Source organism: Streptomyces sp. NPDC088097 (genome assembly GCF_044741845.1).
GTDB lineage: Bacteria > Actinomycetota > Actinomycetes > Streptomycetales > Streptomycetaceae > Streptomyces.
Genome location: NZ_JBIUTJ010000001.1, coordinates 305,425 through 331,277 on the forward strand (window position 1 = coordinate 305,425; position 25,853 = coordinate 331,277).

The 25,853-nt window shown below is 71.9% G+C and carries 23 protein-coding genes and 1 riboswitch; of the genes, 10 read left to right on the forward strand and 13 right to left on the reverse strand.

Annotated elements, in window-relative coordinates:
* Positions 1-22 precede the first annotated feature (22 nt).
* Complete coding sequence (locus ACIOD1_RS01345; RefSeq protein ID WP_401899515.1) at positions 23-781, forward strand: SDR family oxidoreductase; 759 nt, start codon at positions 23-25, stop codon at positions 779-781.
* A gap of 149 nt (positions 782-930) precedes the next feature.
* On the forward strand, positions 931-1,716 hold the full coding sequence (nagB, locus tag ACIOD1_RS01350) for a glucosamine-6-phosphate deaminase (protein WP_365618582.1): 786 nt from the start codon (positions 931-933) through the stop codon (positions 1,714-1,716).
* A gap of 28 nt (positions 1,717-1,744) precedes the next feature.
* On the opposite strand, the gene ACIOD1_RS01355 is transcribed toward nagB, so the two are convergent.
* Entirely contained in the window at positions 1,745-2,926 is a 1,182-nt protein-coding gene (locus ACIOD1_RS01355) for an FHA domain-containing protein (RefSeq protein WP_365618585.1), read from the reverse strand.
* A gap of 125 nt (positions 2,927-3,051) precedes the next feature.
* Here ACIOD1_RS01355 and ACIOD1_RS01360 point away from each other — a divergent pair, with 125 nt between their 5' ends.
* Positions 3,052-4,800 (forward strand): serine/threonine-protein kinase, encoded by a 1,749-nt coding sequence (locus tag ACIOD1_RS01360; RefSeq protein WP_401899519.1) that lies wholly within the window; start codon positions 3,052-3,054, stop codon positions 4,798-4,800.
* A gap of 101 nt (positions 4,801-4,901) precedes the next feature.
* On the opposite strand, the gene ACIOD1_RS01365 is transcribed toward ACIOD1_RS01360, so the two are convergent.
* The 4 genes from ACIOD1_RS01365 to ACIOD1_RS01380 form a co-directional block, all read right to left on the reverse strand.
* The gene (locus tag ACIOD1_RS01365; protein WP_401899522.1) at positions 4,902-6,383 is read right to left on the reverse strand and encodes a glycoside hydrolase family 3 protein; all 1,482 of its coding nucleotides are present in this window, start codon (positions 6,381-6,383) and stop codon (positions 4,902-4,904) included.
* Positions 6,384-6,389: 6 nt separating this feature from the next.
* On the reverse strand, positions 6,390-7,226 hold the full coding sequence (locus ACIOD1_RS01370; protein ID WP_365618022.1) for a carbohydrate ABC transporter permease: 837 nt from the start codon (positions 7,224-7,226) through the stop codon (positions 6,390-6,392).
* A gap of 59 nt (positions 7,227-7,285) precedes the next feature.
* Entirely contained in the window at positions 7,286-8,308 is a 1,023-nt protein-coding gene (locus ACIOD1_RS01375; RefSeq protein ID WP_365617559.1) for a sugar ABC transporter permease, read from the reverse strand.
* A gap of 147 nt (positions 8,309-8,455) precedes the next feature.
* Entirely contained in the window at positions 8,456-9,745 is a 1,290-nt protein-coding gene (locus tag ACIOD1_RS01380) for an extracellular solute-binding protein (protein WP_365617561.1), read from the reverse strand.
* A 289-nt stretch (positions 9,746-10,034) separates the two neighbouring features.
* Between ACIOD1_RS01380 and ACIOD1_RS01385 the strand changes: the two genes are divergently transcribed.
* From ACIOD1_RS01385 to ACIOD1_RS01410, 6 genes are all read left to right on the forward strand, one after another.
* On the forward strand, positions 10,035-10,799 hold the full coding sequence (locus ACIOD1_RS01385; RefSeq protein ID WP_365618023.1) for a GntR family transcriptional regulator: 765 nt from the start codon (positions 10,035-10,037) through the stop codon (positions 10,797-10,799).
* Positions 10,800-10,927: 128 nt separating this feature from the next.
* On the forward strand, positions 10,928-13,165 hold the full coding sequence (locus tag ACIOD1_RS01390; RefSeq protein ID WP_401900416.1) for a carbon starvation CstA family protein: 2,238 nt from the start codon (positions 10,928-10,930) through the stop codon (positions 13,163-13,165).
* A 41-nt stretch (positions 13,166-13,206) separates the two neighbouring features.
* Positions 13,207-13,407 (forward strand): YbdD/YjiX family protein, encoded by a 201-nt coding sequence (locus tag ACIOD1_RS01395; protein ID WP_365618027.1) that lies wholly within the window; start codon positions 13,207-13,209, stop codon positions 13,405-13,407.
* Between the two features lie 103 nt (positions 13,408-13,510).
* The gene (locus tag ACIOD1_RS01400) at positions 13,511-14,038 is read left to right on the forward strand and encodes a GNAT family N-acetyltransferase (RefSeq protein ID WP_365617563.1); all 528 of its coding nucleotides are present in this window, start codon (positions 13,511-13,513) and stop codon (positions 14,036-14,038) included.
* Positions 14,039-14,092: 54 nt separating this feature from the next.
* A riboswitch (cobalamin riboswitch) is annotated at positions 14,093-14,227 on the forward strand.
* Between the two features lie 145 nt (positions 14,228-14,372).
* Complete coding sequence (locus ACIOD1_RS01405) at positions 14,373-16,757, forward strand: ribonucleoside-diphosphate reductase subunit alpha (RefSeq protein ID WP_365617565.1); 2,385 nt, start codon at positions 14,373-14,375, stop codon at positions 16,755-16,757.
* On the forward strand, positions 16,757-17,773 hold the full coding sequence (locus ACIOD1_RS01410) for a ribonucleotide-diphosphate reductase subunit beta (protein ID WP_365617567.1): 1,017 nt from the start codon (positions 16,757-16,759) through the stop codon (positions 17,771-17,773). Before ACIOD1_RS01405 ends, ACIOD1_RS01410 begins: the two co-directional genes overlap by 1 nt.
* Here the strand turns inward: ACIOD1_RS01410 and ACIOD1_RS01415 are convergent.
* A complete protein-coding gene (locus ACIOD1_RS01415) occupies positions 17,770-17,994 on the reverse strand; it encodes a hypothetical protein (RefSeq protein WP_365617569.1) in 225 nt (74 codons plus the stop codon). The two genes, ACIOD1_RS01410 and ACIOD1_RS01415, sit on opposite strands and share 4 nt — an antisense overlap.
* Positions 17,995-18,075: 81 nt before the next feature.
* On the opposite strand from ACIOD1_RS01415, the gene ACIOD1_RS01420 reads away from it, so the two are divergent.
* Complete coding sequence (locus ACIOD1_RS01420; protein ID WP_365617571.1) at positions 18,076-19,044, forward strand: helix-turn-helix domain-containing protein; 969 nt, start codon at positions 18,076-18,078, stop codon at positions 19,042-19,044.
* 66 nt (positions 19,045-19,110) lie between these two features.
* On the opposite strand, the gene def is transcribed toward ACIOD1_RS01420, so the two are convergent.
* The 7 genes from def to ACIOD1_RS01455 form a co-directional block, all read right to left on the reverse strand.
* Entirely contained in the window at positions 19,111-19,746 is a 636-nt protein-coding gene (gene def, locus ACIOD1_RS01425; protein ID WP_365617573.1) for a peptide deformylase, read from the reverse strand.
* Positions 19,747-19,804: 58 nt separating this feature from the next.
* Positions 19,805-20,797, reverse strand: coding sequence for a hypothetical protein (locus ACIOD1_RS01430; protein ID WP_365617575.1), 993 nt, complete (start codon positions 20,795-20,797; stop codon positions 19,805-19,807).
* Positions 20,798-20,901: 104 nt separating this feature from the next.
* Positions 20,902-22,155 (reverse strand): HD-GYP domain-containing protein, encoded by a 1,254-nt coding sequence (locus tag ACIOD1_RS01435; RefSeq protein ID WP_401900420.1) that lies wholly within the window; start codon positions 22,153-22,155, stop codon positions 20,902-20,904.
* Positions 22,156-22,175: 20 nt separating this feature from the next.
* Positions 22,176-23,645: an HD-GYP domain-containing protein gene (locus ACIOD1_RS01440; RefSeq protein ID WP_401899525.1), complete on the reverse strand. Its 1,470-nt coding sequence runs from the start codon at positions 23,643-23,645 to the stop codon at positions 22,176-22,178.
* 233 nt (positions 23,646-23,878) lie between these two features.
* The gene (gene rsrA, locus ACIOD1_RS01445) at positions 23,879-24,181 is read right to left on the reverse strand and encodes a mycothiol system anti-sigma-R factor (protein WP_365617581.1); all 303 of its coding nucleotides are present in this window, start codon (positions 24,179-24,181) and stop codon (positions 23,879-23,881) included.
* Positions 24,178-24,822: a sigma-70 family RNA polymerase sigma factor gene (locus ACIOD1_RS01450; protein WP_266576354.1), complete on the reverse strand. Its 645-nt coding sequence runs from the start codon at positions 24,820-24,822 to the stop codon at positions 24,178-24,180. Before ACIOD1_RS01450 ends, rsrA begins: the two co-directional genes overlap by 4 nt.
* Positions 24,823-25,158: 336 nt before the next feature.
* The gene (locus tag ACIOD1_RS01455; RefSeq protein ID WP_401899527.1) at positions 25,159-25,839 is read right to left on the reverse strand and encodes an alpha/beta family hydrolase; all 681 of its coding nucleotides are present in this window, start codon (positions 25,837-25,839) and stop codon (positions 25,159-25,161) included.
* Positions 25,840-25,853: the final 14 nt, after the last annotated feature.

Genomic DNA, 25,853 nt, shown 5'->3' on the forward strand with positions numbered 1-25,853 from the left:
CATTGACGAAGGGGGGCGCGTCATGGGCGTGCTCAAGGGGAAGACGGCACTGGTCACGGGCGGCAGCAGGGGGATCGGCCGGGCCGTGGCCGAACGCCTGGCACGGGACGGGGCCCTGGTCGCGGTGCACTACGGCAGCAACGAGTCGGCCGCGAAGGAGACCGTCGGGTCCATCGAGGAGGCCGGGGGCCGGGCCTTCGCGATCGGGGTGGAGCTGGGGGTTCCCGGCGACGCACGGGCCCTCTGGGCGGCGTACGGGGCCCATCCGCTGGCGACGGAGGGGGTGGACGTCCTGGTGAACAACGCCGGGGCGGCGACCTTCGCGGGCATCGAGGAGACCGACGAGGAGACCTTCGAGCGGGTGCAGGCGCTCAACGCCCGGGCCCCGTTCTTCGCGATCAAGCACGGGCTGGAGCGGCTGCGCGACGGGGGCCGGATCGTGAACGTGACGGGCACCCCGGACATCGCGCTCCCCGCGATCCTGGCCACGATCATGGCCAAGGGCGCGGTGAACGCGCTCACCGTCTCCCTGGCCGCCGCGCTCGCGCCGCGCGGGATCACGGTGAACTCGGTGGGCCCCGGCATCACGGAGACCGACCTGAACGCCGCCTGGCTCGCCGACCCGGGCGCACGGGCCCACGCGGCCTCCCGGTCCGTCTTCGACCGGGTGGGCACGGCGCAGGAGGTGGCCGACGTGGTGGCCTTCCTGGCCTCGGCGGACGCCCGCTGGATCACGGGCCAGCACCTGAACGCCACGGGCGGCCTCCAGCTGGCCTTCTGAGGCGCGCCCGGCCCACCCGCCCGGGCGGGCGCGGGGGCGGGAAGGGGATCACGATGGATACGGGCGGAGGACGGCCTTCCGGGGCCGCGCTCTGCTAGATTGGTCTATACCACAAGTGTCCGCACCCCTCTCAGATCGGCAGGCCCCGCGTGGAAGTTGTCATCGTCCCGGACGCCAAGGCAGGCGGCGAACTCATCGCGGAGGCCATGGCCGCCCTGGTCCGCCGCAAGCCCGAGGCCCTGCTCGGCGTGGCGACCGGCTCTACCCCGCTGCCCATCTACGAGGCCCTCGCCGCCCAGGTGAAGGCCGGCCGGGTCGACGCCTCGAAGGCGCGGATCTGCCAGCTCGACGAGTACGTGGGCCTGCCGGCCGGGCACCCCGAGTCCTACCGGGCCGTGGTGCTCCGCGAGGTCGTGGAGCCGCTCGGGCTGTCCGAGGCCTCATTCATGGGCCCGGACGGTTCAGCCGAGGACATCGTGGGCGCGTGCGAGGCCTACGACCAGGCCCTCGCCGCCGCCGGCGGGGTGGACCTCCAGCTGCTGGGCATCGGCACGGACGGGCACATCGGCTTCAACGAGCCCTGCTCCTCCCTCGCCTCCCGCACCCGCATCAAGACGCTGACGAAGCAGACCCGCGTGGACAACGCGCGCTTCTTCGACAACGACATCGACCAGGTGCCGCACCACGTCATCACCCAGGGCATCGGCACCATCCTCGACGCCCGCCACCTGGTCCTCCTCGCCACCGGCGAGGGCAAGGCCGAGGCCGTCGCACAGACCGTCGAGGGCCCGCTCTCCGCGCTGGTCCCGGCGTCCGCGCTACAGCTGCACCGCCACGCGACCGTCGTCGTGGACGAGGCCGCCGCCTCGAAGCTGAAGCTGGCCGACTACTTCCGCGACACCTTCGCCAACAAGCCCGCCTGGCAGGGCCTGTAGCCACACGCCGCACCGGGCCGGGCCCCCGTCAGCGGGCGCCCGGCCCTTCCGCGTCCCAGGGCCGCCCGGCCCGGCGGGTGGAGTCGGCGGCCTTCGGCGGTACGGGGCCCCGCGCGGCCCCCGCGCGCCACGCGTCGGCCAGTTCGGCGGGGAACCGGCGTCCGCTGCGGGTCAGGACCACCCCGGTCGCCAGCTCGACCTCGTCGCCCGGGCGGAACGGCCGCTCGGCGTCCGGGGGCAGCGGCTCCCAGGGGCCGAACCCGCCCCGCCCGCCGGCGACCCGCATCCGCGTGCCGTAGCTGCTGACGTCCCGGACCGTGACCGCGCCCCCGTGCGCGGAGACGCTCACGTGCGTGCGGCTGACCTGGGCGGCGACCTCGGGCGACAGGAGGCTGTGCAGGGCGATGCCCTCCGGCCCCGGCAGCCGCCCCACCAGCGCCCGCGCCCCCTCGTCGAGGGTGTACCGGGCCACGCAGACACCGTCGACGACGGCCTTCAGCTGGGTGGTCCCCCGGCGCGGTCCGTCGTCCACCAGCCGCAGCCCGTGCAGCTCGCAGGTCGGGGCGCCGCCGCGCATGCGGGGCAACAGGACGCGGTCGCCCTTGCGCCGGTCGTAGAGGGTGCAGCGGGGCTCCGGGCAGCGCCAGGACCGTGTGACGACCTCGATGAGCGGGGTGCGCGAGGGGCCGAGGAGGCCCTGCTTCTTCAGGGCGGACAGCTCCATCCGCCGGGAGATCTCGGCCGCCGAGCTGACCCCCATGTCCATCGGGACGAGGGTCACCGCGCCGCCGCCGCGCGGCTCGGGCCGCAGGAACTGCCAGGTGTTGCCCTGGATCCAGGGGTGTTCGAGGCGGTGGTCCACGTACTTGTCGCCCGTGACGACCCGGGTGCCGGTCACCCGGGCCAGTTCCAGGATCCGCTCGTCGGCGTCACCGACCTCCTCGACCAGCCCGTCGGCCACCCAGCGGCGCAGCAGGCGGACCTCCGTGGGGTCCGCGAACTCCCGGTGTCCGCCGAGCAGGCTGGTGTCGGCGACCACGTACACCCGTACGCCCGGATCTCCCGTCAGTTCCCGCAGGGCCCGCAGCACGAGGCCGAAGCGGAGCAGGGAGCGCGGGCCGCGGGGCCCGATGTTGGTCTGGCGCACCACGTTGGACAGTTCGACCAGGTGGTCGGCGCTCTCGGCCGACGCCGTCAGATGGTGTTCCACGCGTCCCCCCGGACGACGGTGCGGCGGTTCTCCGGTTCTCCGCCGTCGGCAGTACCGCCAGATATAGCATCGCAGTCCTCACCGGGGAGGATGATCGCATCAACACCACTGGTACCGGGCCTCAGTTGGAGCCTCCGGGGCCCGACGATCCGCAGGAGATCGCCGGTTATCCGCTGCTCGCCCGGATCGGCGAGGGCGGCATGGGTTCGGTGTACCTGTCCCGGACCCGGGGCAACCAGCCCGTGGCGCTCAAGGTGATCCGCCGGGAATACGCGCGGGACCCGGAGTTCCGGCGGCGCTTCGAGCAGGAGGCCCGGGCGGCCCGGCAGGTGCGGGGCTACCACGTCGTCCCCGTCCTCGACCACGACACCGCCGGCGCCGTGCCGTGGCTGGCCACCGCCTACGTGCCCGGGCTCGCGCTGGACGACGTACTGGCCCTGTACGGTCCGCTGCCGCAGGCCGCGGCCCTCCAGCTCACGGGGTGCGCCGCGGAGGCCCTGCACGCGGTGCACAAGGCGGGGGTGATCCACCGGGACCTGAAACCGAGCAACGTGCTCATCGGCTCGGACGGTCCGTGGGTGATCGACTTCGGCATCGCCCGGGCGGCCGACGCCACCCAGCTCACGCGCAGCGGCGGCTTCATCGGCACCCCGCAGTACATGTCGCCAGAACACGCGAACGGCCTGCCCCTCACCCCGGCGACGGACGTCTTCTCGCTCGGCCTGATCGCCGCCGTCTGCGCGACCGGCCGCCACCCGTACGGGGACGCCGGGGCCATCACGGTGGCCACTCAGATCGCCAACACGGCGGTGCGCCCGCCGGACCTCGCCGGCTATCCGGAGCCGCTGCGGGGCCTGCTGGAGCGGTGCCTGGCCGCCGATCCGCAGGACCGGCCCTCGCCGTCGGAGCTGGCCGGGCTGTGCCAGGCGCTCGCCGGGCGGGACCTGCGGGACTTCCGCGAGTGGCTGCCCGGCCCGCTGGCGGCGGACATCGCCGGGCGCGAACGGGCGGCGCACTCGGGCCTCGCGGCCCCGACGGCGGGAACCCCGTACGGGGGCGGCACCACGCGCCCGCCCGCGCCGGCGGCTGCGGGTACGGGTGCGGGTGCGGGTGCGGGTGCGGGTGCGGGTGCGGGTACGGGCGGCGGGTCGGCGGCCACGGACAGTCGGGGCCCGGGCCGGCCACCGGTGGCCGGTGCCGTGCCGCCACACCCACAGGGTCCGCCCGGGGCGGTGACGGCCCCGGGCCCACCCGGGCGACGGGTGAGCCCGCTGACGGTGGGCGCCGCGGCGGTGGCGGTCGCGGCCCTGGTCTTCGCGGGGTGGACGTACGCCCGGGACGACACCGAGGGCGACGCGGCCAAGGACGGGGCCGCGACCGGGACCGACCGGCCGGCCGCGTCGGGGACGCCCCAGGGCGGGGCGACGGCGCCCGCCGGCGGTGCCTCACCCAAGGCGGGCACCTACAAGGTCGTCTTCCAGGACCAGTCGTTCGCGCTGCGCTGGCCCTCCACGGGATACACCAAGTTCGACCTGGACGCCCCGCAGGCCGTCCCGTCCGGGGCGGACTCCTCGCGGATGGAGATGTCGTACGCCCAGGTCGGCGGGGTCAGGGACAACTACGAGTTGCACTTCGAGACCCCCACGGGCGTCAGCGAGGACGCCGACCCCGCACACTGCAAGACCTCGGCCGGGGCCAACGCGCTCTCCGCCAAGATCGAAGCCGCCCAGGTGGCCAAGCAGATCGTGCCGGGCACGATCCTGTGCACCGTCACCAAGGAGGGCAAGCTCGCGATGATGCGGATCGTCCAGGTCGACGCCAATGACGGCAGGCCCGACTTCCTCACCCGGCTCACCCTGTGGGAACTGCCCTGACGGACCGCGCGGCGCAAGGGCCGGACCCCCCTCCTCGGGGGTCCGGCCCTTGCGCCGCGCACGGGAGCCTGTCCGCTCCCGTGTGCCAAGGCCCCGTCGGCCTAGCGCCCCGCGATGACCTCGGCGGCGGCGCGGCCGCAGACGCGGGCGGCGCCGTGCGTGGCCACGTACAGGGCCCCGCGCGGGGTGCCGCGCGGGAGGCCCATCTCCACGACCACCGTGTCCGGGCGGGCCGCGACCAGCGCGTCCAGGACCTCGGTCATCCACGGGTGGCGGTGCTCGTCGCGGACCACGGCGACGACGGTCCGCTCCCCCGCGGCCGCCAGGACGTCACCGGCGGTGGAGCCCTGCGGGTAGACGCCCGACGCGGTCCCCTCCACCAGTTCGGCCAGCTCGGCGGCGACGCCCCACGGGGTCTCGTCGCCGACCGCGATGTTCGCGACGGGGGCGAGCGTGGCCACGTAGGGCGCCGCGACCGGGGCCGCCGTCCCCGAGATGACCAGCGCGCGGCGGGCGGCGGTCAGGCCGATGCCCGACGCGCCGCTCCCCTCCTGCCGCGCGTCGGTGCGGGTCCGGCGGGTCCACTCGGCGAGGGCGCGGACCCGGGCGGCGGCGTCGGCGAGCCGCTCCTGCGGGAGGGTGCCCTCGCGGACGGCGGCCACCAGGGCGTCGCGCAGGCTGAGCACGGTGGCCTCGTCGGCCAGTCCCCCGCCCACGCAGATGGCGTCGGCGCCGGCCGCGATGGCCAACACCGAGCCGCGCTCGATGCCGTACGTCCCGGCGATGGCGTTCATCTCCATGCCGTCGGTGACGATGAGTCCCTCGTAGCCCAGTTCCTTGCGCAGCAGGCCGGTCAGGATCTGCGGGCTGAGGGTGGCCGGGCGGGTCGGGTCGAGGGCGGGCACCAGGATGTGGGCGCTCATGACGGCCTTGGTGCCGGCCTCGATGGCCGCCTTGAAGGGGATCAACTCGCGGGCCTGGAGGACGTCCAGGTCCACGTCGATGCGGGGCATCGCGTGGTGCGAGTCGACGTTGGTGTCGCCGTGGCCCGGGAAGTGCTTGGTGCAGGCGGCGACGCCGGAGGACTGGAGGCCCTCGACGTACGCGGCCGTGTGCCGGGCGGCGAGGTGGGTGTCGGCGCCGAAGGAGCGCACCCCGATGACGGGGTTGTCCGGGTTGGAGTTAACGTCGGCGGACGGCGCCCAGTTGAGGTTGACCCCGCACTCGGCGAGGCGGCGGCCCAGCTCGCGGGCCACGTCGCGGGTGAGGCCGGTGTCGTCGACGGCGCCCAGCGCGAGGTTGCCGGGGAAGGAGGAACCGTCGCGCACCTCCAGGCGGGTGACGTCGCCGCCCTCCTCGTCGATGGCGACGAGTACGTCGTCCCGTTCGCGGCGCAGTTCGGCGGTGAGCGCGGAGAGCTGCTCGGCGGAGACGATGTTGCGGCCGAAGAGGCCGACCGAGGCGAGGCCTTCGCCCATCAGGCGCAGCACCCAGGCGGGGGCGGTGGTGCCCTCGAAGCCGGGCTGGAGGACCGCGAGCGCGTCGCGGGTGACGGTGTCCGTTCGGTGCGCAAGGACAGTCATGGGCCGTTATCCCTTCACGGCGCCGGAGGTCATGCCTCCGACGGCCTTGCGCTGGAGGAAGATGAAGATCAGGAGCACCGGGACCGCGAAGAGCGAGGAAGCGGCCATGGTGGCGCCCCAGTCGTTGCCGAAGGCGGTCTTGAACTGGGTGAGCCAGAGCGGGAGGGTCTGCGCGGTCTTCTCCTTGCTCAGGATCAGGACCATCGCGAACTCGTTCCAGGCGGTGATGAACCCGAAGAGCGAGGTGGACATCAGGCCGGGCGCCAGCAGGGGGAAGATCACCTTGCGGAAGGCCTGGCCGCGGGTGCAGCCGTCGATCTGGGCGGCCTCCTCCAGGGTCACCGGGACGGCGGCGATGAAGCCGCGCAGGGTCCAGATGGTGAAGGGGAGGACCATCACGAAGTAGATCGCGGTCAGGACGGCGAGGTTGTTCAGCATCTCAGCGTCGCGGACGATCATGTACATCGCGATGACCATGACCTCCCAGGGGGCCATCTGGGCCATCATCACGGCGAGGACGAGACCCTTGCGGCCCTTGAACTTCATGCGGGCGATGGCGAAGCTCGCGGCGAGGGCGACGAGCAGGGCCAGCAGGACGGCCGCGATGGTGACGACGAGGCTGTTGGTGACGTAGGTCCAGAAGTTGTCGACCCCGGTGGCCTTGTCGAAGTTCTTCAGCGTCGGCGTGAAGAAGAAGACCGGGTCCTTGGTGAGGATCTCGCCGGCGGGCTTGAGCGCCGAGGAGAACATCCAGTAGACGGGGAAGACGAAGACGAGGGCCAGCAGGAGGGCGCCCACGTTCTTGGCGACGACTCCCGGGCGCAGCGGCCGGCGGGTGCGCAGCCGCTGGGCGGGCTTCTGCGGCGGTGCCGACTGCGCCGGCTTCGGGGCGGTGGTGGTGCTCACTGCTCGTCCTCCTGCTTCAGGATCAGACGGAAGTAGAAGGACATGACGACGACGAGGATCAGGATCGTCAGGACGGAGATCGCGGCGGCCAGGCCGTAGTGGAACTGGCTCTGGCCCTCGACGTAGGCGAAGACCGGGAGGATCTCGGAGGCGCGGTCGGGGCCGCCCTTGTTCATCGCGTAGACCTGGGTGAAGGCCTTGAAGACCCAGATCACCTCAAGGAACGTGGTGATGAGGAAGAAGGGCTTCAGCTGCGGGAAGACGATCTTCCAGAAGGTCTGCCAGCCGTTGGCGCCGTCCATCCGGGCGGCCTCGTACAGTTCGGCGCCGACCGTGGTCAGGCCCGCGTACATGTTGAGGGCGACGAAGGGGATGGAGCCCCAGACCACCAGGATCGTGATGATCACCAGGGTGGAGAAGCCGGTCTCGAACCAGTTGTGCTGGTCGTAGCCGGAGAAGCCGGCGCACCGCATGATCCAGTTCATCACGCCGAACTGCTCGTCGAACAGCCACTGGAAGACCTGGACGGAGGCGACGATCGGCATGGCCCAGGCCATGACGAGTGCCATCGACAGGACCAGGCGCATCCACTTGCCGAGACGGTTGAGCAGGATGCCGATGAGGCTGCCGATCACCATGATCAGCGCGACGTTGGCGAGGGTGAAGCCGAAGCTGCGGACGACGACGGTCCAGAACTTGGTGTCGCCGATCAGCTGGGTGTAGTTGTCCAGTCCCGCGAACGGGTACTTCCGCTGGACGAACTCGATCCGGTTGATGTCCTGGAAGGACAGGATCACGTTCTTGATCAGCGGGTACAGCAGCAGGGTCAGGAGGCTGAGCACCGCGGGGGCTGTCAGCAGGTACGGCGCCCACCCCGAGGGGAGGAGCGCCTTCCTGCGGCCGCGAGGAGACGGATGACCGGGATCCGTCTGGGGGGTGGGCGCCTTCGGCCGTCCGGCGGACTTCAGTGGTGCGTCCTGTGGAGCGCTCGTCGCCGCTCCCTGGGAGTGCACGGTCATGTCTGGGCTTCCTCGCGGTTGACTGTGGAGTCAAATGCGCGACCGGGGGCGCGGCGGGCGCTGCGGGGCGCCTGCCGCACCCCCCGGTGCGTTCACACTGCTGGATCCTGCGGGTGCTGCGGGTGCGGCGGTTGCCGCGGGGTGGGACTACTTGTTGATGCGGTTCGCGATTTCCTTGTCCGCGTCCGCGCCCGCCTTGGCGGCGTCCTCACCCTTCAGGACCTTGGTCATGAACTCCTTGATGGGGTTCGGCTCGGTCTCGACGTTCGCCCAACCCGCGGTGACCGGGGTGATCTTGCCGGAGACGGAGGCCTTGGCCATGGCCTCGGCGAAGGAGCCCGGGGCGGCGGCGAAGTTCGACGCGGCCTGGTTCGGGAGCAGCGCGCCCTCGGTGGCGGCGGCGTACTTGGTCATTTGGTCCTTGCCGGCGGCGAGGGCCAGCCACTCCTTGGCGAGGTCCTTGTTCTTGGAACGCTCGGCCACGGCGAGGTTCGAGCCACCGAGGAAGACGGAGCCCGGCTTGTCGGCGGTCTTGCCCGGGATCGGGAAGTAACCGAAGTCGCCTTCCTTGCCCGCGTCCTTCAGGGCCTTCAGCGCGCCCTGGGCCTCCCAGCCGAGACCGATCCAGGACGAGACGCCGCCCTTGGGAACGATGTCGGTGGACTGCTGCGGGGTGGCCTCGTCCTTGTCCTTGGGGGCCGTGGAGAACGACTGGAGCTTCTTGTAGAAGTCGATCGCCGAGGCGGCCTGCGGAGTGGCCAGCTGGCCCTTCCACTTGGCGCCGTCCTTGACGGCGAGGTCGCCGCCCTCGTCCCAGACGAAGCCGGCGAGGATGTACCAGCTCTGGCCGGGCAGGTAGATCGGCTGCGAGGCCGGGTCGGAGGCCTTCAGCTTCTCCAGGCCGGCCACCCACTCGTCGCGGGTCTTCGGCGCGGTGATGCCGGCCTTCTCGTAGGCCTTCTTGTCGTAGATGACGACGCGGTTGGCGGCGTACCAGGGGGCGGCGTAGAGCTTGCCGTCGACCTGGGCGGAGGAGGTCATGCCCTTGGACCAGGCGTCCGCGCCGAGCGTCGCCTTGTCGCCCGACAGGTCGGCGAGACCGCCGGTGACCGCGTAACCGACCGTCTGGGTGTTGCCGAGCTCAAGGACGTCCGGCGGGGTGTTCTCGGAGAGGGCCGTGGTGACCTTCTCCTGGATGCCGGTCCACTTCTGCTCTTCGACCTTGACCGTGACACCGGGGTGCTTGGCCGAGAACTCCTTGTTGACTTCGTCGATCCAGGCCTTCGGCGCGGAACCGTCCATCACCCAGACGGTGATCTCCTTGGCCGCGGTGCCCGACGACTCGGACTTGCCCTTGTCGTCAGAGCTGCCGCCACACGCCGCGAGGCCGATAACCATGCCCGCGACTCCGACCGCCGCGATGAGCTTGCGCTTCACGCCACCCTCCTCAGGGATGCTGCCTGCAACTTCCCTCGCCCACCGCGGTGACGTACCAAGTACTGCCCGTGGGGCCGGGATCCGATCCATATTGGTTTAGACCAGTACCCGGAGCTTGGCCTAGACCTTTAGGGGTGTCAAGGGTCTAATGAGCGGGTGATCGGTCCGTTATCGGACCGACACCTGGGGGAGGGAGGAGGCCTGTCCTCCCGCCCGTGTCACGATGTGACCGCACATATCGGAGGAGCCGGTGACGGCAGCGAAACTGGAGTCGGGAAGGCGGGCGGCGATGGCCACCGAAGGGGCGACCACGGAGCCGGAAGGCGGGGCGGTCACTCGCACGGCGCGCGTGCCCAAGTACTACCGACTCAAGCGGCACTTGCTCGATATGACCGAAACGCTCCCCCCCGGCACCCCGGTGCCGCCGGAGCGCACGCTCGCGGCCGAATTCGACACCTCCCGGACCACGGTCCGGCAGGCTCTTCAGGAGCTGGTCGTCGAAGGCCGGCTGGAACGCATCCAGGGCAAGGGCACCTTCGTCGCCAAGCCGAAGGTTTCCCAGCCACTCCAACTCTCCTCGTACACGGAGGACATGAGGGCGCAGGGGCTGGAGCCGACCTCCCAGCTCCTGGACATCGGCTACGTGACGGCCGACGACACCCTCGCCGGACTGCTCAAGATCACCACCGGTGGGCGGGTCCTGCGCATCGAGCGACTGCGCCTGGCCAGCGGTGAACCCATGGCCATCGAGACCACGCACCTTTCGGCCAAGCGCTTCCCCGCGCTGCGCCGTTCGCTGGTCAAGTACACCTCCCTCTACACCGCCCTCGCCGAGGTGTACGACGTACGGCTCGCGGAGGCCGAGGAGACCATCGAGACCTCCCTGGCCACCCCGCGCGAGGCCGGACTGCTCGGCACGGACGTCGGCCTGCCGATGCTGATGCTTTCGCGCCACTCGCTGGACGCGGACGGCGAACCGGTCGAATGGGTGCGTTCGGTGTACCGCGGCGACCGTTACAAGTTCGTGGCCAGGCTCCAACGACCCGCTCCGTAGAGAACGGTTGACTCCGCTTCGGCCGGCGTTGGACCCTCGTACCGCTATACGGACGGGGGCTTACGTCCACCGGTCGTGCCCCCGTAGATTCCCTGCGCCCGCAGCTGATCAACGAGGGGACGACGATGATGCCGGAACCGGAAGCAACACGGACAGAAAGGGACACGGCGAGTCCAGGCGTCACGCCGGACTCGCCCTCCCCGTCGGGCGGCATCGCGGCTCGCTCCGCCGTCATATGGGTGGGTGTCGCCCTCGTCGGGGCGATCGGCTGGGGCGTCATCGCGCTCTCCCGGGGCGAGGAGATCTCCGCCGCCTGGCTGCTCGCCGCCGCGCTGGGCTCGTACGCCATCGGCTACCGCTTCTACGCGCGTCTCATCGCGAACCGCGTGCTCAAGCTGGACAAGACCCGCGCCACCCCCGCCGAACGCCTCGACAACGGTGTCGACTTCCACCCCACCGACCGACGCGTGCTCTTCGGCCACCACTTCGCCGCCGTCGCCGGCGCCGGCCCGCTCGTCGGCCCCGTGCTCGCCGCGCAGATGGGCTACCTGCCGGGCACCATCTGGATCGTCGCGGGCGTCATCTTCGCCGGCGCCGTCCAGGACATGGTCACGCTGTTCTTCTCCACGCGGCGCGACGGACGCTCCCTGGGGCAGATGGCCCGTGACGAGATCGGCCCCGTCGGGGGAGCCGCCGCACTCGTCGCCGTGTTCGCCATCATGATCATCTTGCTGGCGGTGCTGGCACTCGTCATCGTCAACGCCCTGGCCCACTCGCCCTGGGGCGTTTTCTCCATCGGCATGACCATCCCGATCGCCCTCTTCATGGGCGTGTACCTGCGCGTGCTGCGGCCGGGCCGGGTCACCGAGGTCTCCGTCATCGGCGTCGCGCTGCTGCTGCTCGCCATCGTCGCGGGCGGCTGGGTCGCGGAGTCCTCCTGGGCCGACACCTTCACCCTGGAGAAGGAGACGCTGGTCGTCTGGATGATCGCGTACGGGTTCATCGCCTCGGTGCTGCCGGTCTGGCTGCTGCTCGCGCCGCGCGACTACCTGTCCACCTTCATGAAGGTCGGCACGATCGCGCTCATGGCGGTCGGCGTGGTCATCGCGATGCCGACCCTCAAGATGCCCGCCGTCACGGACTTCGCCGCGCGCGGGGACGGCCCGGTCTTCGCCGGCTCGATGTTCCCGTTCGTCTTCATCACCATCGCCTGCGGGGCGCTGTCCGGCTTCCATTCCCTGGTCTCCTCGGGCACCACCCCGAAGATGATCCAGAAGGAGACCCAGGTGAAGGTCATCGGCTACGGCGCGATGCTCACCGAGTCCTTCGTCGCCGTCATGGCCGTGATAGCGGCGAGCATCATCGAGCCCGGCCTGTACTTCGCCGTGAACTCCCCCGCCGGGGTCGTCGGCACCACCGTGCAGACCGCCTCCGCCGCGGTCGGCCACTTCGGCTTCGCCATCAGCCCGGAGGCCCTCGCCCAGGCCGCGAAGGACGTGGAGGAGGCGAGCCTGCTCTCCCGTACGGGTGGTGCGCCGACCTTCGCGCTCGGGATGTCGGAGATCTTCTCCTCCGTGATCGGCGGCGCCGGCATGAAGGCGTTCTGGTACCACTTCGCCATCATGTTCGAGGCCCTGTTCATCCTGACCACCGTGGACGCGGGCACCCGTGTGGGGCGGTTCATGCTCCAGGACACGCTCGGCAACGTCCACAAGTCCTTCAAGGACATCAGCTGGAAGCCGGGCGTCTGGCTCGCCAGCGCGGTCGTCGTCGGCGGCTGGGGCTACTTCCTGTGGGTCGGCGTGAAGGACCCGCTGGGCGGCATCAACCAGCTCTTCCCGCTGTTCGGCATCGCGAACCAGCTGCTCGCGGCGGTGGCCCTGGCCGTCTGCACCACCCTGCTGGTCAAGTCGGGGCGCCTGAAGTGGGCCTGGATCACGGGTGTTCCGCTCGCCTGGGACGTGGCCGTCACCCTGACCGCCAGCTACCAGAAGATCTTCTCCGAGGACGTGAAGGTCGGCTTCTTCGCGCAGCGCGACAAGTACCAGACCGGCATCGACGCCGGGAAGGTGCTGCCGCCCGCCAAGAACCTGGACGAGATGCACACCGTGGTCACCAACGCCACCGTGGACGGGGCCCTGTCGGTGCTGTTCGCCGTCCTGATCGTGATCGTGCTCCTGGACGCGGCCCGGACCTGCTTCAAGGCGATCTCCGACCCCGCCTCGGTGAAGCTCTCCGAGGTCCCGTGGAGCGAGTCCCGGATCATCGCCCCGGCCGGACTGGTCGCGACCGCCGAGGAGAAGGCCGAGCTCACCGCGGCCGGCCTGGACGCGGGCGGCGGCCGGGTGAAGGAACCCGTCGCGTGAGCGGGGGCGGGGCATCCGCATCCGCGTCGGCCTCGGCGGGCATTCCGCGCCGGGTGCGCGCGGCGCTGGCGAAGGCGCGGTACTTCGTACGGGAGTTCTCGGGCGAGGCGGCGTACGACCGCCACGTCGCGCACACCCGCGCGCACGACCCCGGGGCCGAGGTTCCGACCCGGCGCGCCTTCGAACGGGCCCGCACCGACGCCCGCGAGGCGGACCCCCGCGAGGGCTTCCGCTGCTGCTGATCGACCGGCCCCGGCGGCCTGCGAACCACCCGCCGACAGCCCGCTGAACCGCCCGTACAGGGCCCCGCCGCACTCCGGCGGGGCCCTGTTGCACACTCGGGCCATGGACATCGCGATCAGGGCGGCACGGCCGGCCGAATACGAAGAGCTGGGCGAGATCACCGCACAGGCGTACGTGGGCGACGGACTGCTGGACTCCGACGCGGCGTTCTACGCGGGCGTCCTGCGCGACGTGGCCGCCCGCGCGGCCGACGGCGAGGTGCTGGTGGCCGTCGCCCCCTCCGACACCGACTCCCACACCGACGCCGACTCCGACGCCCTGCTGGGCGGTGTGACCTTCGCCCCGCCCGGTAGCCCTTTGGCCGACATCGCGGGCCCCGGAGAAGCCGAGTTCCGGATGCTGGCCGTCGCCCGCGAGGCCCGTGGGCGCGGCGCCGGCGAGGCCCTGGTGCGCGCCTGCGCGGCCCGCGCGCGGGGTCTGGAGGGGGTCACGCACCTGGTCCTCTCGACCCAGCGCGGCATGACCGGAGCCCAGCGGATCTACGAGAGACTCGGCTTCGTCCGCACCCCGGAACGGGACTGGGCGCCCGTCCCGGGCCTGACCCTGCTCACGTACCGCATGGAGCTGTGAGGACACGCTGAGCGAGGGCCGACACTACATGTGGGGGCTACCACGCAAGGGCGCCCCCACATGTATGCTCAAGGCTGCTGTCGCCGCAGGGGAATCCGGTGCGAATCCGGAACTGTCCCGCAACGGTATGGAGTACGGCTTTTGCCGTACCCCCAAGTCCGAAGGCCTGCCGACAGCGCGCCCGGCTCGACCGAACCGGGTGCCGACACGTCCGGGCCTCGCGGTTGGGCCGGTGGACGCCATGCGGTGGTGTACGCGTACCTGCCACGCCCGCATGCGCCCGCTCGCGCCCCGCCCCGCCGATGACCGGGCCGAGTGAGGGAGAGCTCCCCCCGTGACCATCGCGCCTGCCGCACCGCGCGCCGAGTCCGACCAGCCCACAGCTGAAGGTCCCGGGGCCGCGCTCCTGCGCACCCTCACCGAGCTGACGGCCGACCTCCCCGACACCGACCCGGGTCGGGTCGCCGCCTCCGCCCTGCGCGGTCGCAGTGCCGTCGCGGACGAGGCCGAACTGCGGGGGCTCGCCACCGAGGCCGCCGCGGGGCTGATCTCCGAGGACCCGGCGTACTCCCGCCTCGCCGCCCGCCTGCTCACGCTGGCCGTGGCCGACGAGGCCGCGGGCCAGGGTTCGACCTCCTTCGCCGAGTCGGTCGCCGTCGGCCACCGCGAGGGCCTGATCGCCGACCGCACCGCCGCGTTCGTCGCCCTGCACGCCAACCGGCTGAACGCCCTGGTCGAGCACGCGCTCGCCGAGGGCGCCGACGACCGCTTCGGCTTCTTCGGCCTGCGCACCCTGCACAGCCGCTACCTGCTGCGCCACCCCCTCACCCGCCAGGTGATCGAGACCCCGCAGTACTTCATGCTGCGCGTGGCCTGCGGCCTCGCCGAGAACGAGACGGTCCAGGCCGTCGAGGAAGTGGCCTCGCTCTACCGGCTGATGAGCCGCCTCGACTACCTGCCGTCCTCCCCCACGCTCTTCAACTCCGGCACCCGCCACCCGCAGATGTCCTCCTGCTACCTGCTGGACTCCCCGCTGGACGAGCTGGACTCGATCTACGACCGCTACCACCAGGTCGCGCGCCTGTCCAAGCACGCCGGCGGCATCGGCCTGTCGTACTCCCGCATCCGCGCCCGCGGTTCGCTGATCCGCGGCACCAACGGCCACTCCAACGGCATCGTGCCGTTCCTGAAGACCCTCGACGCCTCCGTCGCCGCCGTGAACCAGGGCGGCCGTCGCAAGGGCGCCGCCGCCGTCTACCTGGAGACCTGGCACGCGGACATCGAGGAGTTCCTGGAGCTGCGCGACAACACCGGCGAGGACCAGCGCCGCACGCACAACCTGAACCTCGCCCACTGGGTGCCCGACGAGTTCATGCGCCGCGTGAACGCCGACGGCCAGTGGTCCCTGTTCTCCCCGGCCGACGTCCCCGAGCTGGTCGACCTGTGGGGCGACGAGTTCGACGCCGCCTACCGCAAGGCCGAGGCCGGCGGCCTGGCCCGCAAGACCATGCCCGCCCGCGACCTGTACGGCCGGATGATGCGCACCCTCGCGCAGACCGGCCAGGGCTGGATGACCTTCAAGGACGCCTCCAACCGCACGGCGAACCAGACCGCCGAGCCGGGCACGGTCGTGCACTCCTCCAACCTCTGCACCGAGATCATCGAGGTCACCAACGACGGCGAGACGGCCGTCTGCAACCTCGGCTCGGTCAACCTCGGCGCCTTCGTCCTGAACGGGGAGATCGACTGGGAGCGGCTGGACGAGACCGTCCGCACCGCCGTGACCTTCCTCGACCGCGTCGTGGACATCAACTTCTACCCGACCGAGCAGGCGGGCCGCTCCAACGCCCGTTGGCGTCCGGTGGGCCTGGGCGCGATGGGTCTGCAGGACGTCTTCTTCCAGCTGAAGCTGCCCTTCGACTCCGCCGAGGCGAAGGCCCTTTCGACGAAGCTCTCCGAGCGCATCATGCTCGCGGCGTACGAGGCCTCGTGCGACCTGGCCGAGCGCAGCGGCCCGCTCCCCGCGTGGGAGCAGACCCGCACCGCGCGCGGCGTCCTGCACCCCGACCACTACGACGTCGAGCTGAACTGGCCGGAGCGCTGGGACGCGCTGCGCGCCCGCGTCGCCCGGAGCGGCATGCGCAACTCGCTGCTCCTCGCCATCGCCCCGACGGCGACCATCGCCTCCATCGCGGGCGTGTACGAGTGCATCGAGCCGCAGGTCTCCAACCTCTTCAAGCGCGAGACCCTGAGCGGGGAGTTCCTCCAGGTCAACGGCTACCTGGTGCAGGAGCTCAAGCGCCTGGGCGTGTGGGACGCGCAGACCCGCGAGGCGCTGCGCGAGGCCAGCGGCTCGGTCCAGGGCTTCGGCTGGATCCCGGCGGAGGTGCGCGAGCTGTACCGCACGGCGTGGGAGCTCCCGCAGCGCGGCCTGATCGACATGGCGGCGGCCCGTACGCCGTTCCTCGACCAGTCGCAGTCGCTCAACCTGTTCCTGGAGACGCCGACCATCGGGAAGCTCTCCTCGATGTACGCGTACGCCTGGAAGCAGGGTCTGAAGACCACGTACTACCTGCGGTCCCGCCCGGCGACGAAGATCGCCCGCGCCGCCTCCGGCAGCGCCGTCCCGGCGACCGCCGCTCCCCTCCCGCAGGCCGTCGACGCCGACGCGCTGGCCTGCTCCCTCGAAAACCCCGAGTCCTGCGAGGCCTGCCAGTAATGAGTTCCGACCACACCAAGAACCTGCTGGACCCGGGCTTCGAGCTGACCCTGCGTCCGATGCGCTACCCGGACTTCTACGAGCGCTACCGGGACGCGATCAAGAACACCTGGACCGTCGAGGAGGTCGACCTCCACTCGGACGTCGCCGACCTCGCCAAGCTCACCCCCGGCGAGCAGCACATGATCGGCCGGCTGGTCGCGTTCTTCGCGACGGGCGACTCGATCGTCTCGAACAACCTGGTGCTGACGCTCTACAAGCACATCAACTCCCCGGAGGCGCGCCTGTACCTGTCGCGCCAGCTGTTCGAGGAGGCCGTGCACGTCCAGTTCTATCTGACGCTGCTCGACACCTACCTGCCCGATCCGGCCGACCGCGCGTCCGCCTTCGACGCGGTCGAGGAGATCCCCTCGATCCGCGAGAAGGCCCAGTTCTGCTTCAAGTGGATCAACGAGGTCGAGAAGCTGGACCGGTTGGAGACGCAGGCGGACCGCCGTCGCTTCCTGCTGAACCTGATCTGCTTCGCGGCCTGCATCGAGGGCCTGTTCTTCTACGGCGCCTTCGCGTACGTGTACTGGTTCCGCTCCCGCGGCCTGCTGCACGGCCTGGCGACGGGCACCAACTGGGTGTTCCGCGACGAGACGATGCACATGAACTTCGCCTTCGAGGTCGTGGACACCGTCCGCAAGGAGGAGCCGGAGCTCTTCGACGACGAGCTTCACCGGCAGGTGGTCGACATGCTGAAGGAAGCCGTGGAGGCGGAGCTGCAGTTCGGTCGCGACCTGTGCGGCGAGGGCCTGCCGGGCATGAACACCGAGTCGATGCGCGAGTACCTGGAGTGCGTCGCCGACCAGCGTCTGGTCCGCCTCGGGTTCCCGCCCGTCTACGGTTCGCAGAACCCGTTCTCGTTCATGGAGCTCCAGGGCGTCCAGGAGCTGACGAACTTCTTCGAGCGTCGCCCGTCGGCCTACCAGGTCGCGGTCGAGGGCACGGTCGACCTGGACGAGGACTTCTAGGTCCCGATCGCGGAACGGGAGCGCCCCCGCCCACGGGGGAACGCCTTGGGTGACCGAGGCTCCGGGCGGGGGCGCTCCGCCGTGCGCGGACGCGGCGCCCGGGGCGCGGCGGCGCGCAGCTGCCGGTCGATCCGGCGCTCCCGGAGGGCTCCGTACAGGGCGGGGGCGAGCAGGAGCGCGGCGAGGGCGAGGACGGTGAGGTAGTCGAGGAATGTGCTCATGTGTCCACGATCGCGCCGGCGGCGAAGATCGAACAGTGGCAGGACTGTCATGAAAGAGCGAATTACTGCCACACTGGCTCCATGCTGAAGAACGTGGCCGTGGCCCTCGTCGACGGAGTGGCGCCCTTCGAGTTCGGGATCTTCTGCGAGGTCTTCGGGCTCGACCGCGGCGAACAGGGACTGCCGGTGTACGACTTCGCCGTGTGCGCGGTCGAGGAAGGCCCGATCACCATGGCCGACGTGGGCCTCGCCCTCGCGCCCGCGCACGGCCTGGAGCGCCTCGAAGAGGCCGACCTGATCTGCCTGCCCGCCGACCGTCAGGCGCCCGTACGGGAGTACCCCGAGCCCTTCCTCGACGCCCTGCGCCGTGCGGTGGACCGGGGCGCCGGGGTGCTCAGCGTGTGCAGCGGGGCCTTCATCCTGGGCGCCGCCGGACTGCTGGACGGGCGGCGCTGCACCACCCACTGGATGCACGCCCCGGCCCTCGCCCGCCGCTACCCCGAGGCGCTGGTCGACCCGGACGTGCTCTACGTCGACGAGGGCCAGGTGGTCACCTCGGCCGGCACCGCCTCCGGCATCGACGCCTGCCTGCACGTGGTCCGCCGGGAGCACGGGGCCGAGGTGGCCAACACCATCGCGCGGCGGATGGTCGTACCGCCCCACCGCGACGGGGGCCAGGCGCAGTTCGTGCGGCGGCCGCTGCCCCGCACCGCCTGCGACACGGTCGGCGGGGTGATCGGCTGGATGGCGCGCCACCTCGCGCAGGAGATCACCGTCGAGCAGCTCGCGGAGCGCGCGCACATGTCCCCGCGCACCTTCGCCCGCCGCTTCCAGCAGGAGACCGGCACCACCCCGTACCAGTGGCTGCTGCGCCAACGCGTGCTGCTCGCGCAGGAGTTGCTGGAGACCACCGATGACACCGTGGACGCCATCGCCGGCCAGAGCGGCTTCGGAACCGCGGCCGCCCTGCGCCACCACTTCCTGCGCACCCTCGACACCACCCCGAACACCTTCCGCCGCACCTTCCGCGGCCCCAGGGCTGCGGCCTGAACGCACGAGGGCCCCGCTCCGTATTCCGGAGCGGGGCCCTCGTCTGGTGCGGGGGGGCGGGCGGGATCAGTCGTTGGGGACGATCTCGTAGCGCGGGGTGTTCTCCTCCATCTGCCGCAGCGCGTCCTTGCGGTCGCGCTTGGAGAGGCGGTCGATGTACAGGTACCCGTACAGGTGGTCCGTCTCGTGCTGGAGGCAGCGCGCGAAGTAGCCGGTGCCCCGGACCTTGATCGGGTTGCCCTGCGCGTCCTGGCCGGTCACCTCGGCGAAGTCGGGGCGGGCCAGCGCGGCGTAGGCGGTCGGGACCGACAGGCAGCCCTCGTTGGACTCGTCCAGCAGCCGCGAGCCGGCGGGCTGCTCGACGAGCTTGGGGTTGATCACCACACCGGTGTGGCGGTTGCCGTCGTCGTCCGGGCAGTCGTAGACGAAGACCTTGGCGTCCACGCCGATCTGGTTCGCGGCCAGGCCGACGCCCTCGGCGGTCTTCTGGCTGGCGAACATGTCGTCGATCAGCTGCGCGAGCTCCGCGCCGAACTCCGTGACGTCCTTGCACTCCCGATGCAGCACCGGGTTGCCGACGACCGTGATCGGGCGGGACGTGCCGCGCTCGCGGTGGGCGAGCTCGCGCGCCTCACAGCCCTCGGTGTCCACGACGTAACCCTCGTCGTCGACCGGGACCACCTGGTTCTCCTGCTGCGCCATGTCCGCCGTACGCCTTCCGTAAGTCCACCGATGTGCCGGTACAGCCTACGGCCCGGGCTCAGCAGACTTCCTCCAGATCCCGCCACTCCCTGCTGTCCGGGCTGTCCGCGACCCATCCGTCGAGCAGTCCGCGCACCAGACCGGCCGGCGCCGCGATCCCGCACTCCCGCTCGGGCACCCACAGGGGCCCGGAGCCGTTCGTACGGTGGCCCAGCGGCCCGGGGTGACCCGGCTCGCTGTGGTCGTGCGGGTCGAGGTGGTCCTCGCCCTCGCCGCTCGGCATGGGGCTCTCCGAGCAGGTCCGGCACAGCAGCCGCACCGAGGACGACCAGTCCTCGGCGGCGAAGCCCGCGTCGGAGGCCAGCTGCTCCAGGGCGTTGCGGTCGGCCTCGGTGGCCGCCTCCAGCAGCACCACCCAGGTCGGCACCGGGGAGGGCGCCCACAGCTCGATCTCGTCGAAGACCGGGTACGAGGGGCCGGCCGCGGTGATCCGCTCGCCGTGCGGGACCCCGTCGTGCAGCACGACCTCGCCCCAGCGCCGCCCCGAGGAGGGCAGCGGGATCGACAGGACCTCCATGCGGGCCGGGTCCAGCCTGCGGCCCCACACGACCTCGGCCTCCCCCTCGGGGGACAGCCGGACGGCGGCGCTGCCCAGCTCCATGCCCACCGGTTCGCCCGTGCCCGCGCTGCTGTGCGGGTCACCGGGCACCTTCAGCCCGTACGCCTGCCAGGCCCGCCGGGCCAGCGGCCAGTCCTGTAGCGCGGTGGCCGCGATGCCGACGTTCCACCAGTCCGGGGCGCCGCCCTCGCGGTCCAGCAGGGCCACGGCGCGCAGCCCGGCGGCCCGCGCCTGCTCCCAGTCGTGGCGGAACTTGTGCAACAGCGCCAGATTGAACCAGGACTCCGAGAGCCAGGGCTCCAGGTCCGCGGCTCTGGTCAGGAGCGCACCCGCGTCCTCGTACCGACCGTCTCCGATCAGCGTGAACGCGCGGTCGGTGGCCTGCCGCCACGAAGCGGAGGGCCGATGCCGTACCTTCCCGAAGATCCTCACGATTCCCGCCTGCCGGTCCAACGGTGCAGCCTTGCGGACACCCTCACGGACACTCCTACTGCATCCAACCATGCCCGCTCGGACGGCCGCTCATTACCCATGGGTTACCCAGGCGGGGCGGGTACGACTCTGCCACGTCCGCCCCTGGCCAGAACCCTCGCCAGGGACTCCACGACCTCCGGCTCGTAGTCCCGGCCGGTGCCCAGGCGCAGCCGCTCCAGGGCGGCCAGTGAGCCGCCCGGGTGACGACCGCCGCCCGCCAGGTCGTCGTACGCGTTGACCGCACGCACGATGCGCGCGGCCACGGGCTGCTCCCGGTACGGGTCCGCCTGCCGTTCGACGATCACCGCGACCTCGGCCGGCACCCCGGTCTGGCGGGCCACCTCCCCGCCCAGCTCGGCGATCCGGCGGGCCTCGGCCGCGGGCAGCTCCGCGGTGGCCCCCGCCGGGACCGGGTCCACCAGGGAGAGCTGCCCGATGTCGTGCATCAGCGCGGCGTACTCCAGCACCGTGAGCTCCCGCTCCGACAGGCCCAGGTCCCGGCCGACGGCGCAGCTCAGGGCGGCGACCCGGCGGGAGTGCCCCGGCGGGGTGTAGCCGGCGATCTCGGTGGCGCGGGCGAGGGAGGTGATGGTCTGGCGGTAGGTGGTGCGGATGGCGGCGATCCGGTGGAAGGACATCTGGGTCAGCAGGAGCGGCACGCTGAAGACGGGCAGGGCCCACAGGCCCGCCACGGCCACCCCGAGGGCCATGACCACCCCGGTGGCGCAGATCGCGGCGCCGACGCCGAGCTGCGCGCGCAGCTCGTCGCGCAGCAGCGGGCCGTACGGCCACCCGGTGCGCGCCCCGGCCGTCGCGGCGGCGAGGACGGCGTCGCACAGGGCGGTGAGGCCGAGCAGGAACAGCAGGAACAGGACGAGGTAGGGGCCTTGGCCGACGCTGTGCTCCAGTCGTCCGGAGTTGTAGAGGGGCTGGAAACAGACGGCGGCGAAGGCGACGGTGAGGACGCGGCGGGCCAGGTGGTCCAGGGCGGGGCCCCGGCCGCGGGCCACGTGCGGGACGATCCCGACGAGCGCGGCCGCGACGACGACGGCGACGGTCTGGAGGACCCCGTGGTGGGTGGAGTGCCCGGCGTTCTGGCCGAGCAGGGCGTAGGCGAGGGCTCCGGCGGAGCCGAGCGGGGCGGGCTGACGGTCCTCGGCGGGCAGGTGCCCGGCGGCGTCCCGGTGGTCGCGGCGGGCCAGCTCCCCGACGGCGATCAGCGTGCCGAAGGCGAGGGCGGTGAGGGGCTCGCCGATCCCGCCCCACAGGGTGTGGCCCAAGGCGAGCGCGGTGAGCGCGGCGGCGGCCCCGCGCACCGCCCACACGGCCCGGCCCCTCACCGCGTGCCCCGCCCGGACCCCGGCGCCACGTCCTCGGCGCCGCTGTCGTCCCCGGCGACGGAGTCCCGCTGGCGGCCCACCAGGCCGGGCGGAGGCTCCGCCGGCCCGCCCTCGCCGGCGCCCCCGGCCGCCGGCGCCTCGGCGGCGGGCTCCCGGGCGCGGGCGGCGGTGATGACCTGGAGGTCCTCGTCGGAGGTGACCACGGGGTGCCAGCCCTGCCGGCCGATCGCGGCGACGAGGGCCCGCACCACGGGCGGGTCGAACTGGGTCCCGGCGCAGCGCTCCAGCTCCGCCAGGGCGGTCTCCACGGGCCGGGCCCGGCTGTAGGAGCGGGTGGAGGTCATCGCGTCGAAGGAGTCGGCCACCGCCACCACCCGGGCCAGCACCGGGATCTGCTCACCGGTCAGCCCGTAGGGGTAGCCCGTGCCGTCGATCCGCTCGTGGTGGTGCAGGATCGCGGACCGGGCCTCTCCGAGGAAGCCGATCCCCCGCACCATCTCGTGCCCGTACTCGGGGTGCAGCTCGATGACGCGGCGCTCCTCGGGCGTCAGCGGGCCGTCCTTGCGGAGCAGTCGGGTCGGTACGCCGAGCTTGCCGACGTCGTGCAGGATCCCCGCGATCCGGACGACCTCCAGCCGGTCGTCGGCCATGCCCAGCTCGCGGGCGATCATCGCGGAGGCCTGACCGACCCGCTCGCTGTGCCCGCGCGTGTAGCGGTCCTTGATGTCGACGGCCTGGACGAGGGCGCGGATCGTGGCTCGGTGGGCGGCGCGCTCGCGGTGGTACTGGGCGAAGACCCAGCAGGAGATGTACATCGGCAGCAGGACCAGGAGTGCGGCCGGGAGCCCGTAGGGGCTGCGCCACATGACGGCCATCATCAGTCCGGCCAGGCCGTGGACGCAGTACGGGGCCAGGGAGCGGGTCGCGAGCCCTTTCCAGGCGGCGCGCGCCGGGCGGCGTTCGGCGGCGGCCAGGACGCCGCCGTCGAGGGCGGTGAGCACCAGGCAGAAGGCGACGGCGGCCACGGCCGCCGGAAACATCGCGTACGGGAAGTCGGCCACCCCTGCGGACGGGTCCGCGTCGGCGCCGAGGAGACCGTACGCGCGACCCGCGACCCAGGCGGCCATGGCCTGCTGGGCGGCGTGCCAGACGCGGCGCACGCCGGCCGGGCGCTGGACCACGCTCTGGGCGAGCCCGCCGGGCACGGCGACGAGGGCGGCCGCCCCGGGCGGCAACAGGAAGACGGCGGCCAGCACCACGGGGAAGAAGGAGCCGATGCCCTCGGGCACCCGGTGGCCGAGCAGCGGGCACACCTTGACCAGCTCGCAGCCGAGGTAGAGCACGGCCAGGACGGCCACGGTGGGCCAGGGGGTGGTGGGGTCCACGAGGGTGGGGGCGACACACGCGACGGCCACGAGGACGGCGGCCAGCACGTAGGCGCGCGCCACCGGAGGAAGTGCCCGCATGGCGCTCTCCTCCCCCTGTGCCGCGCACGTTCGGCCGCCGCATCACACCGGCACCGAAAGGGGAGAATAGGTCGGCCCCCGGGGAAAGCAGGGCCCATTTCCGCATTGGGCTGTACGGACGCCCCCGGATTAGCACCTTCGGGTGAACGAAGTGGCCTTCCGGGGGCGGTTGTTCGGCTCGTTCGACGGGCGGCGGAGTTCAGCCGGCCGGAGCGATCACCGGGGCCGGGAGATCAGCCCGGCGCGGGTCCGGCCGTGACGTCGTGTTCGGGCACGGCCTGACCGGAACGGATCAGCTCGATCCGGCCCATCACCTTGGAGCGCAGGTCGCTCGGCACGTCGTCCGAACCGCAGCAGCGCTTCACCAGCTTCTTCACGGCCTGCTCCAGGCCGTACTTCTCCAGACAGGGATTGCACTCGCCGAAGTGCGTCTCGAACTTCGTGCAGTCCGTGTCGGGCATCTCGTGGTCCAGGAACTCGTAGAGATGGTCCAGGACCTCAGAGCAGTCCGTCTCGTGCGGCTCTCCGCAGCTCATGAGCCCGAGCCTTTCAGGTCGTTCGACTCTCCAGCGCCGGCGGGGACCAGCCCGCGCTCGCGGGCGTAGTCCTCCAGCATTCCGCGGAGTTGACGGCGTCCACGGTGCAGTCGCGACATGACCGTACCGATGGGTGTACCCATGATGTCCGCGATCTCCTTGTACGCAAAGCCTTCTACGTCGGCAAGATAGACCGCGATGCGGAATTCCTCCGGAATCGCCTGCAGCGCTTCCTTCACATCGGAATCGGGCAGGTGGTCGAGTGCCTGCGATTCGGCGGAACGCAGCCCTGTCGACATGTGCGACTCGGCGCGCGCCAACTGCCAGTCCTCGATCTCCTCCGCCGCACTGCGCTGGGGCTCGCGCTGCTTCTTGCGGTAGGAGTTGATGAAGGTGTTGGTGAGGATGCGGTACAGCCACGCCTTGAGGTTGGTGCCCTCGCGGAACTGGTGGAAGGACGCGTACGCCTTCGCGTACGTCTCCTGGACCAGGTCCTCGGCGTCGGCCGGATTGCGCGTCATTCGCAGCGCGGCCGAGTACATCTGGTCGAGGTAGCCGAGGGCGTCCCGCTCGAAGCGCGCGTTGCGCTCCGGAGTTGTCTCCTGCGCCTGGCCTTCGTCGGTCCCAGCGACAGGACCCACCTCCTCCGACAGCGTGGCGGCTCCGAAAGCGGATCCGCTCGAATCGGAGAATAGTCGACCATCCCGGCCCTCCGCCGCTCGAAGCGAGCTGCGCTTGGGACCCGGCAGGACCGTCCAGTCCAGGTCAGCGGCCTGCGGACGATTCTGGCTGATGACCTGGGTCATGCGCTCCCTCTCCTCCGACGTCTTTTCCGTGTGTACCGACACTCCGCACAACAGGCCGCCGGGGCGGCGCATTCCCGGGCGTGCCAAGGGCTTTCGGGGGGCGGGGGCCGGGGCGGGAACGCTCCGCGCGGCGCTCCGGCGGCGGCGTGAGCGGGATCACGCCGCGATCCGTCAGGTCCGTCCGGTCCGGGGGCGGCCGATGAGCCGGTCGAGCCACGGGCCCACCGCGCCGGTGATCACCGCGAGGGCCTCCTCCTGGGTGAGGTCCGCCTTCTTGGGCACCGCGAAGCCGTGGTCGCCGCCCGCCACCTCGACCAGGGCGTACGGGTCCCCCGCGGCCGGCTCGGGGAACTCCCCGGGCCTCCCGAAGGGGTCCCGCCCGCCCTGGAGCACCAGGGTCGGCACGCCGGCGCCCAGCAGCTCCTCGGCGCGGGACTTCTCGGGCCGGCCCGGCGGGTGCAGCGGGAAGGCCAGGGCGAGCACCCCGACCGCGCCCAGCTCGGCGGCGGTCCGACAGGCCACCCGCGCCCCGGCGCTGCGCCCGCCGGCCACCACGGGCAGGGCCGGCCGGGCCAGGGCGGGCCACAGGGCGCGCCAGCCCTCGTCCAGGACCTTGGGGGCGGCGGCGACCTTCTTGCCGGCGACCCGCCAGGGCTGCTCCACCAGGGCGACGGTGACGCCCCGGGCCGGCAGGGCGGCGGCCAGGGCCACCAGGTCCCTGGCTTCGATCCCGCCGCCCGCGCCGTGGCCCAGGGCGAGGACGAGCTTCGCCGCGCGGGCGGTGTGCCAGGTGATCCGGGCCGGGCCGGCCGGGGTGTCGACGGTCTCGGTGCGGGTGGCGCTCAGGCTCATGCCCCCCATCCTGC

Coding starts and splice junctions, on each gene's coding strand:
- ACIOD1_RS01345 (WP_401899515.1), top strand. CDS start 23: ATGGGCGTGCTCAAGGGGAAGACGGCACTGGTCACGGGCGGCAGCAGG.
- ACIOD1_RS01365 (WP_401899522.1), bottom strand. CDS start 6,383: ATGACTGTCCTTGCGCACCGAACGGACACCGTCACCCGCGACGCGCTC.
- ACIOD1_RS01375 (WP_365617559.1), bottom strand. CDS start 8,308: ATGACCGTGCACTCCCAGGGAGCGGCGACGAGCGCTCCACAGGACGCA.
- ACIOD1_RS01385 (WP_365618023.1), top strand. CDS start 10,035: ATGGCCACCGAAGGGGCGACCACGGAGCCGGAAGGCGGGGCGGTCACT.
- ACIOD1_RS01390 (WP_401900416.1), top strand. CDS start 10,928: ATGCCGGAACCGGAAGCAACACGGACAGAAAGGGACACGGCGAGTCCA.
- ACIOD1_RS01400 (WP_365617563.1), top strand. CDS start 13,511: ATGGACATCGCGATCAGGGCGGCACGGCCGGCCGAATACGAAGAGCTG.
- ACIOD1_RS01410 (WP_365617567.1), top strand. CDS start 16,757: ATGAGTTCCGACCACACCAAGAACCTGCTGGACCCGGGCTTCGAGCTG.
- ACIOD1_RS01415 (WP_365617569.1), bottom strand. CDS start 17,994: ATGAGCACATTCCTCGACTACCTCACCGTCCTCGCCCTCGCCGCGCTC.
- ACIOD1_RS01420 (WP_365617571.1), top strand. CDS start 18,076: ATGCTGAAGAACGTGGCCGTGGCCCTCGTCGACGGAGTGGCGCCCTTC.
- def (WP_365617573.1), bottom strand. CDS start 19,746: ATGGCGCAGCAGGAGAACCAGGTGGTCCCGGTCGACGACGAGGGTTAC.
- ACIOD1_RS01440 (WP_401899525.1), bottom strand. CDS start 23,645: ATGCGGGCACTTCCTCCGGTGGCGCGCGCCTACGTGCTGGCCGCCGTC.
- rsrA (WP_365617581.1), bottom strand. CDS start 24,181: ATGAGCTGCGGAGAGCCGCACGAGACGGACTGCTCTGAGGTCCTGGAC.
- ACIOD1_RS01455 (WP_401899527.1), bottom strand. CDS start 25,839: ATGAGCCTGAGCGCCACCCGCACCGAGACCGTCGACACCCCGGCCGGC.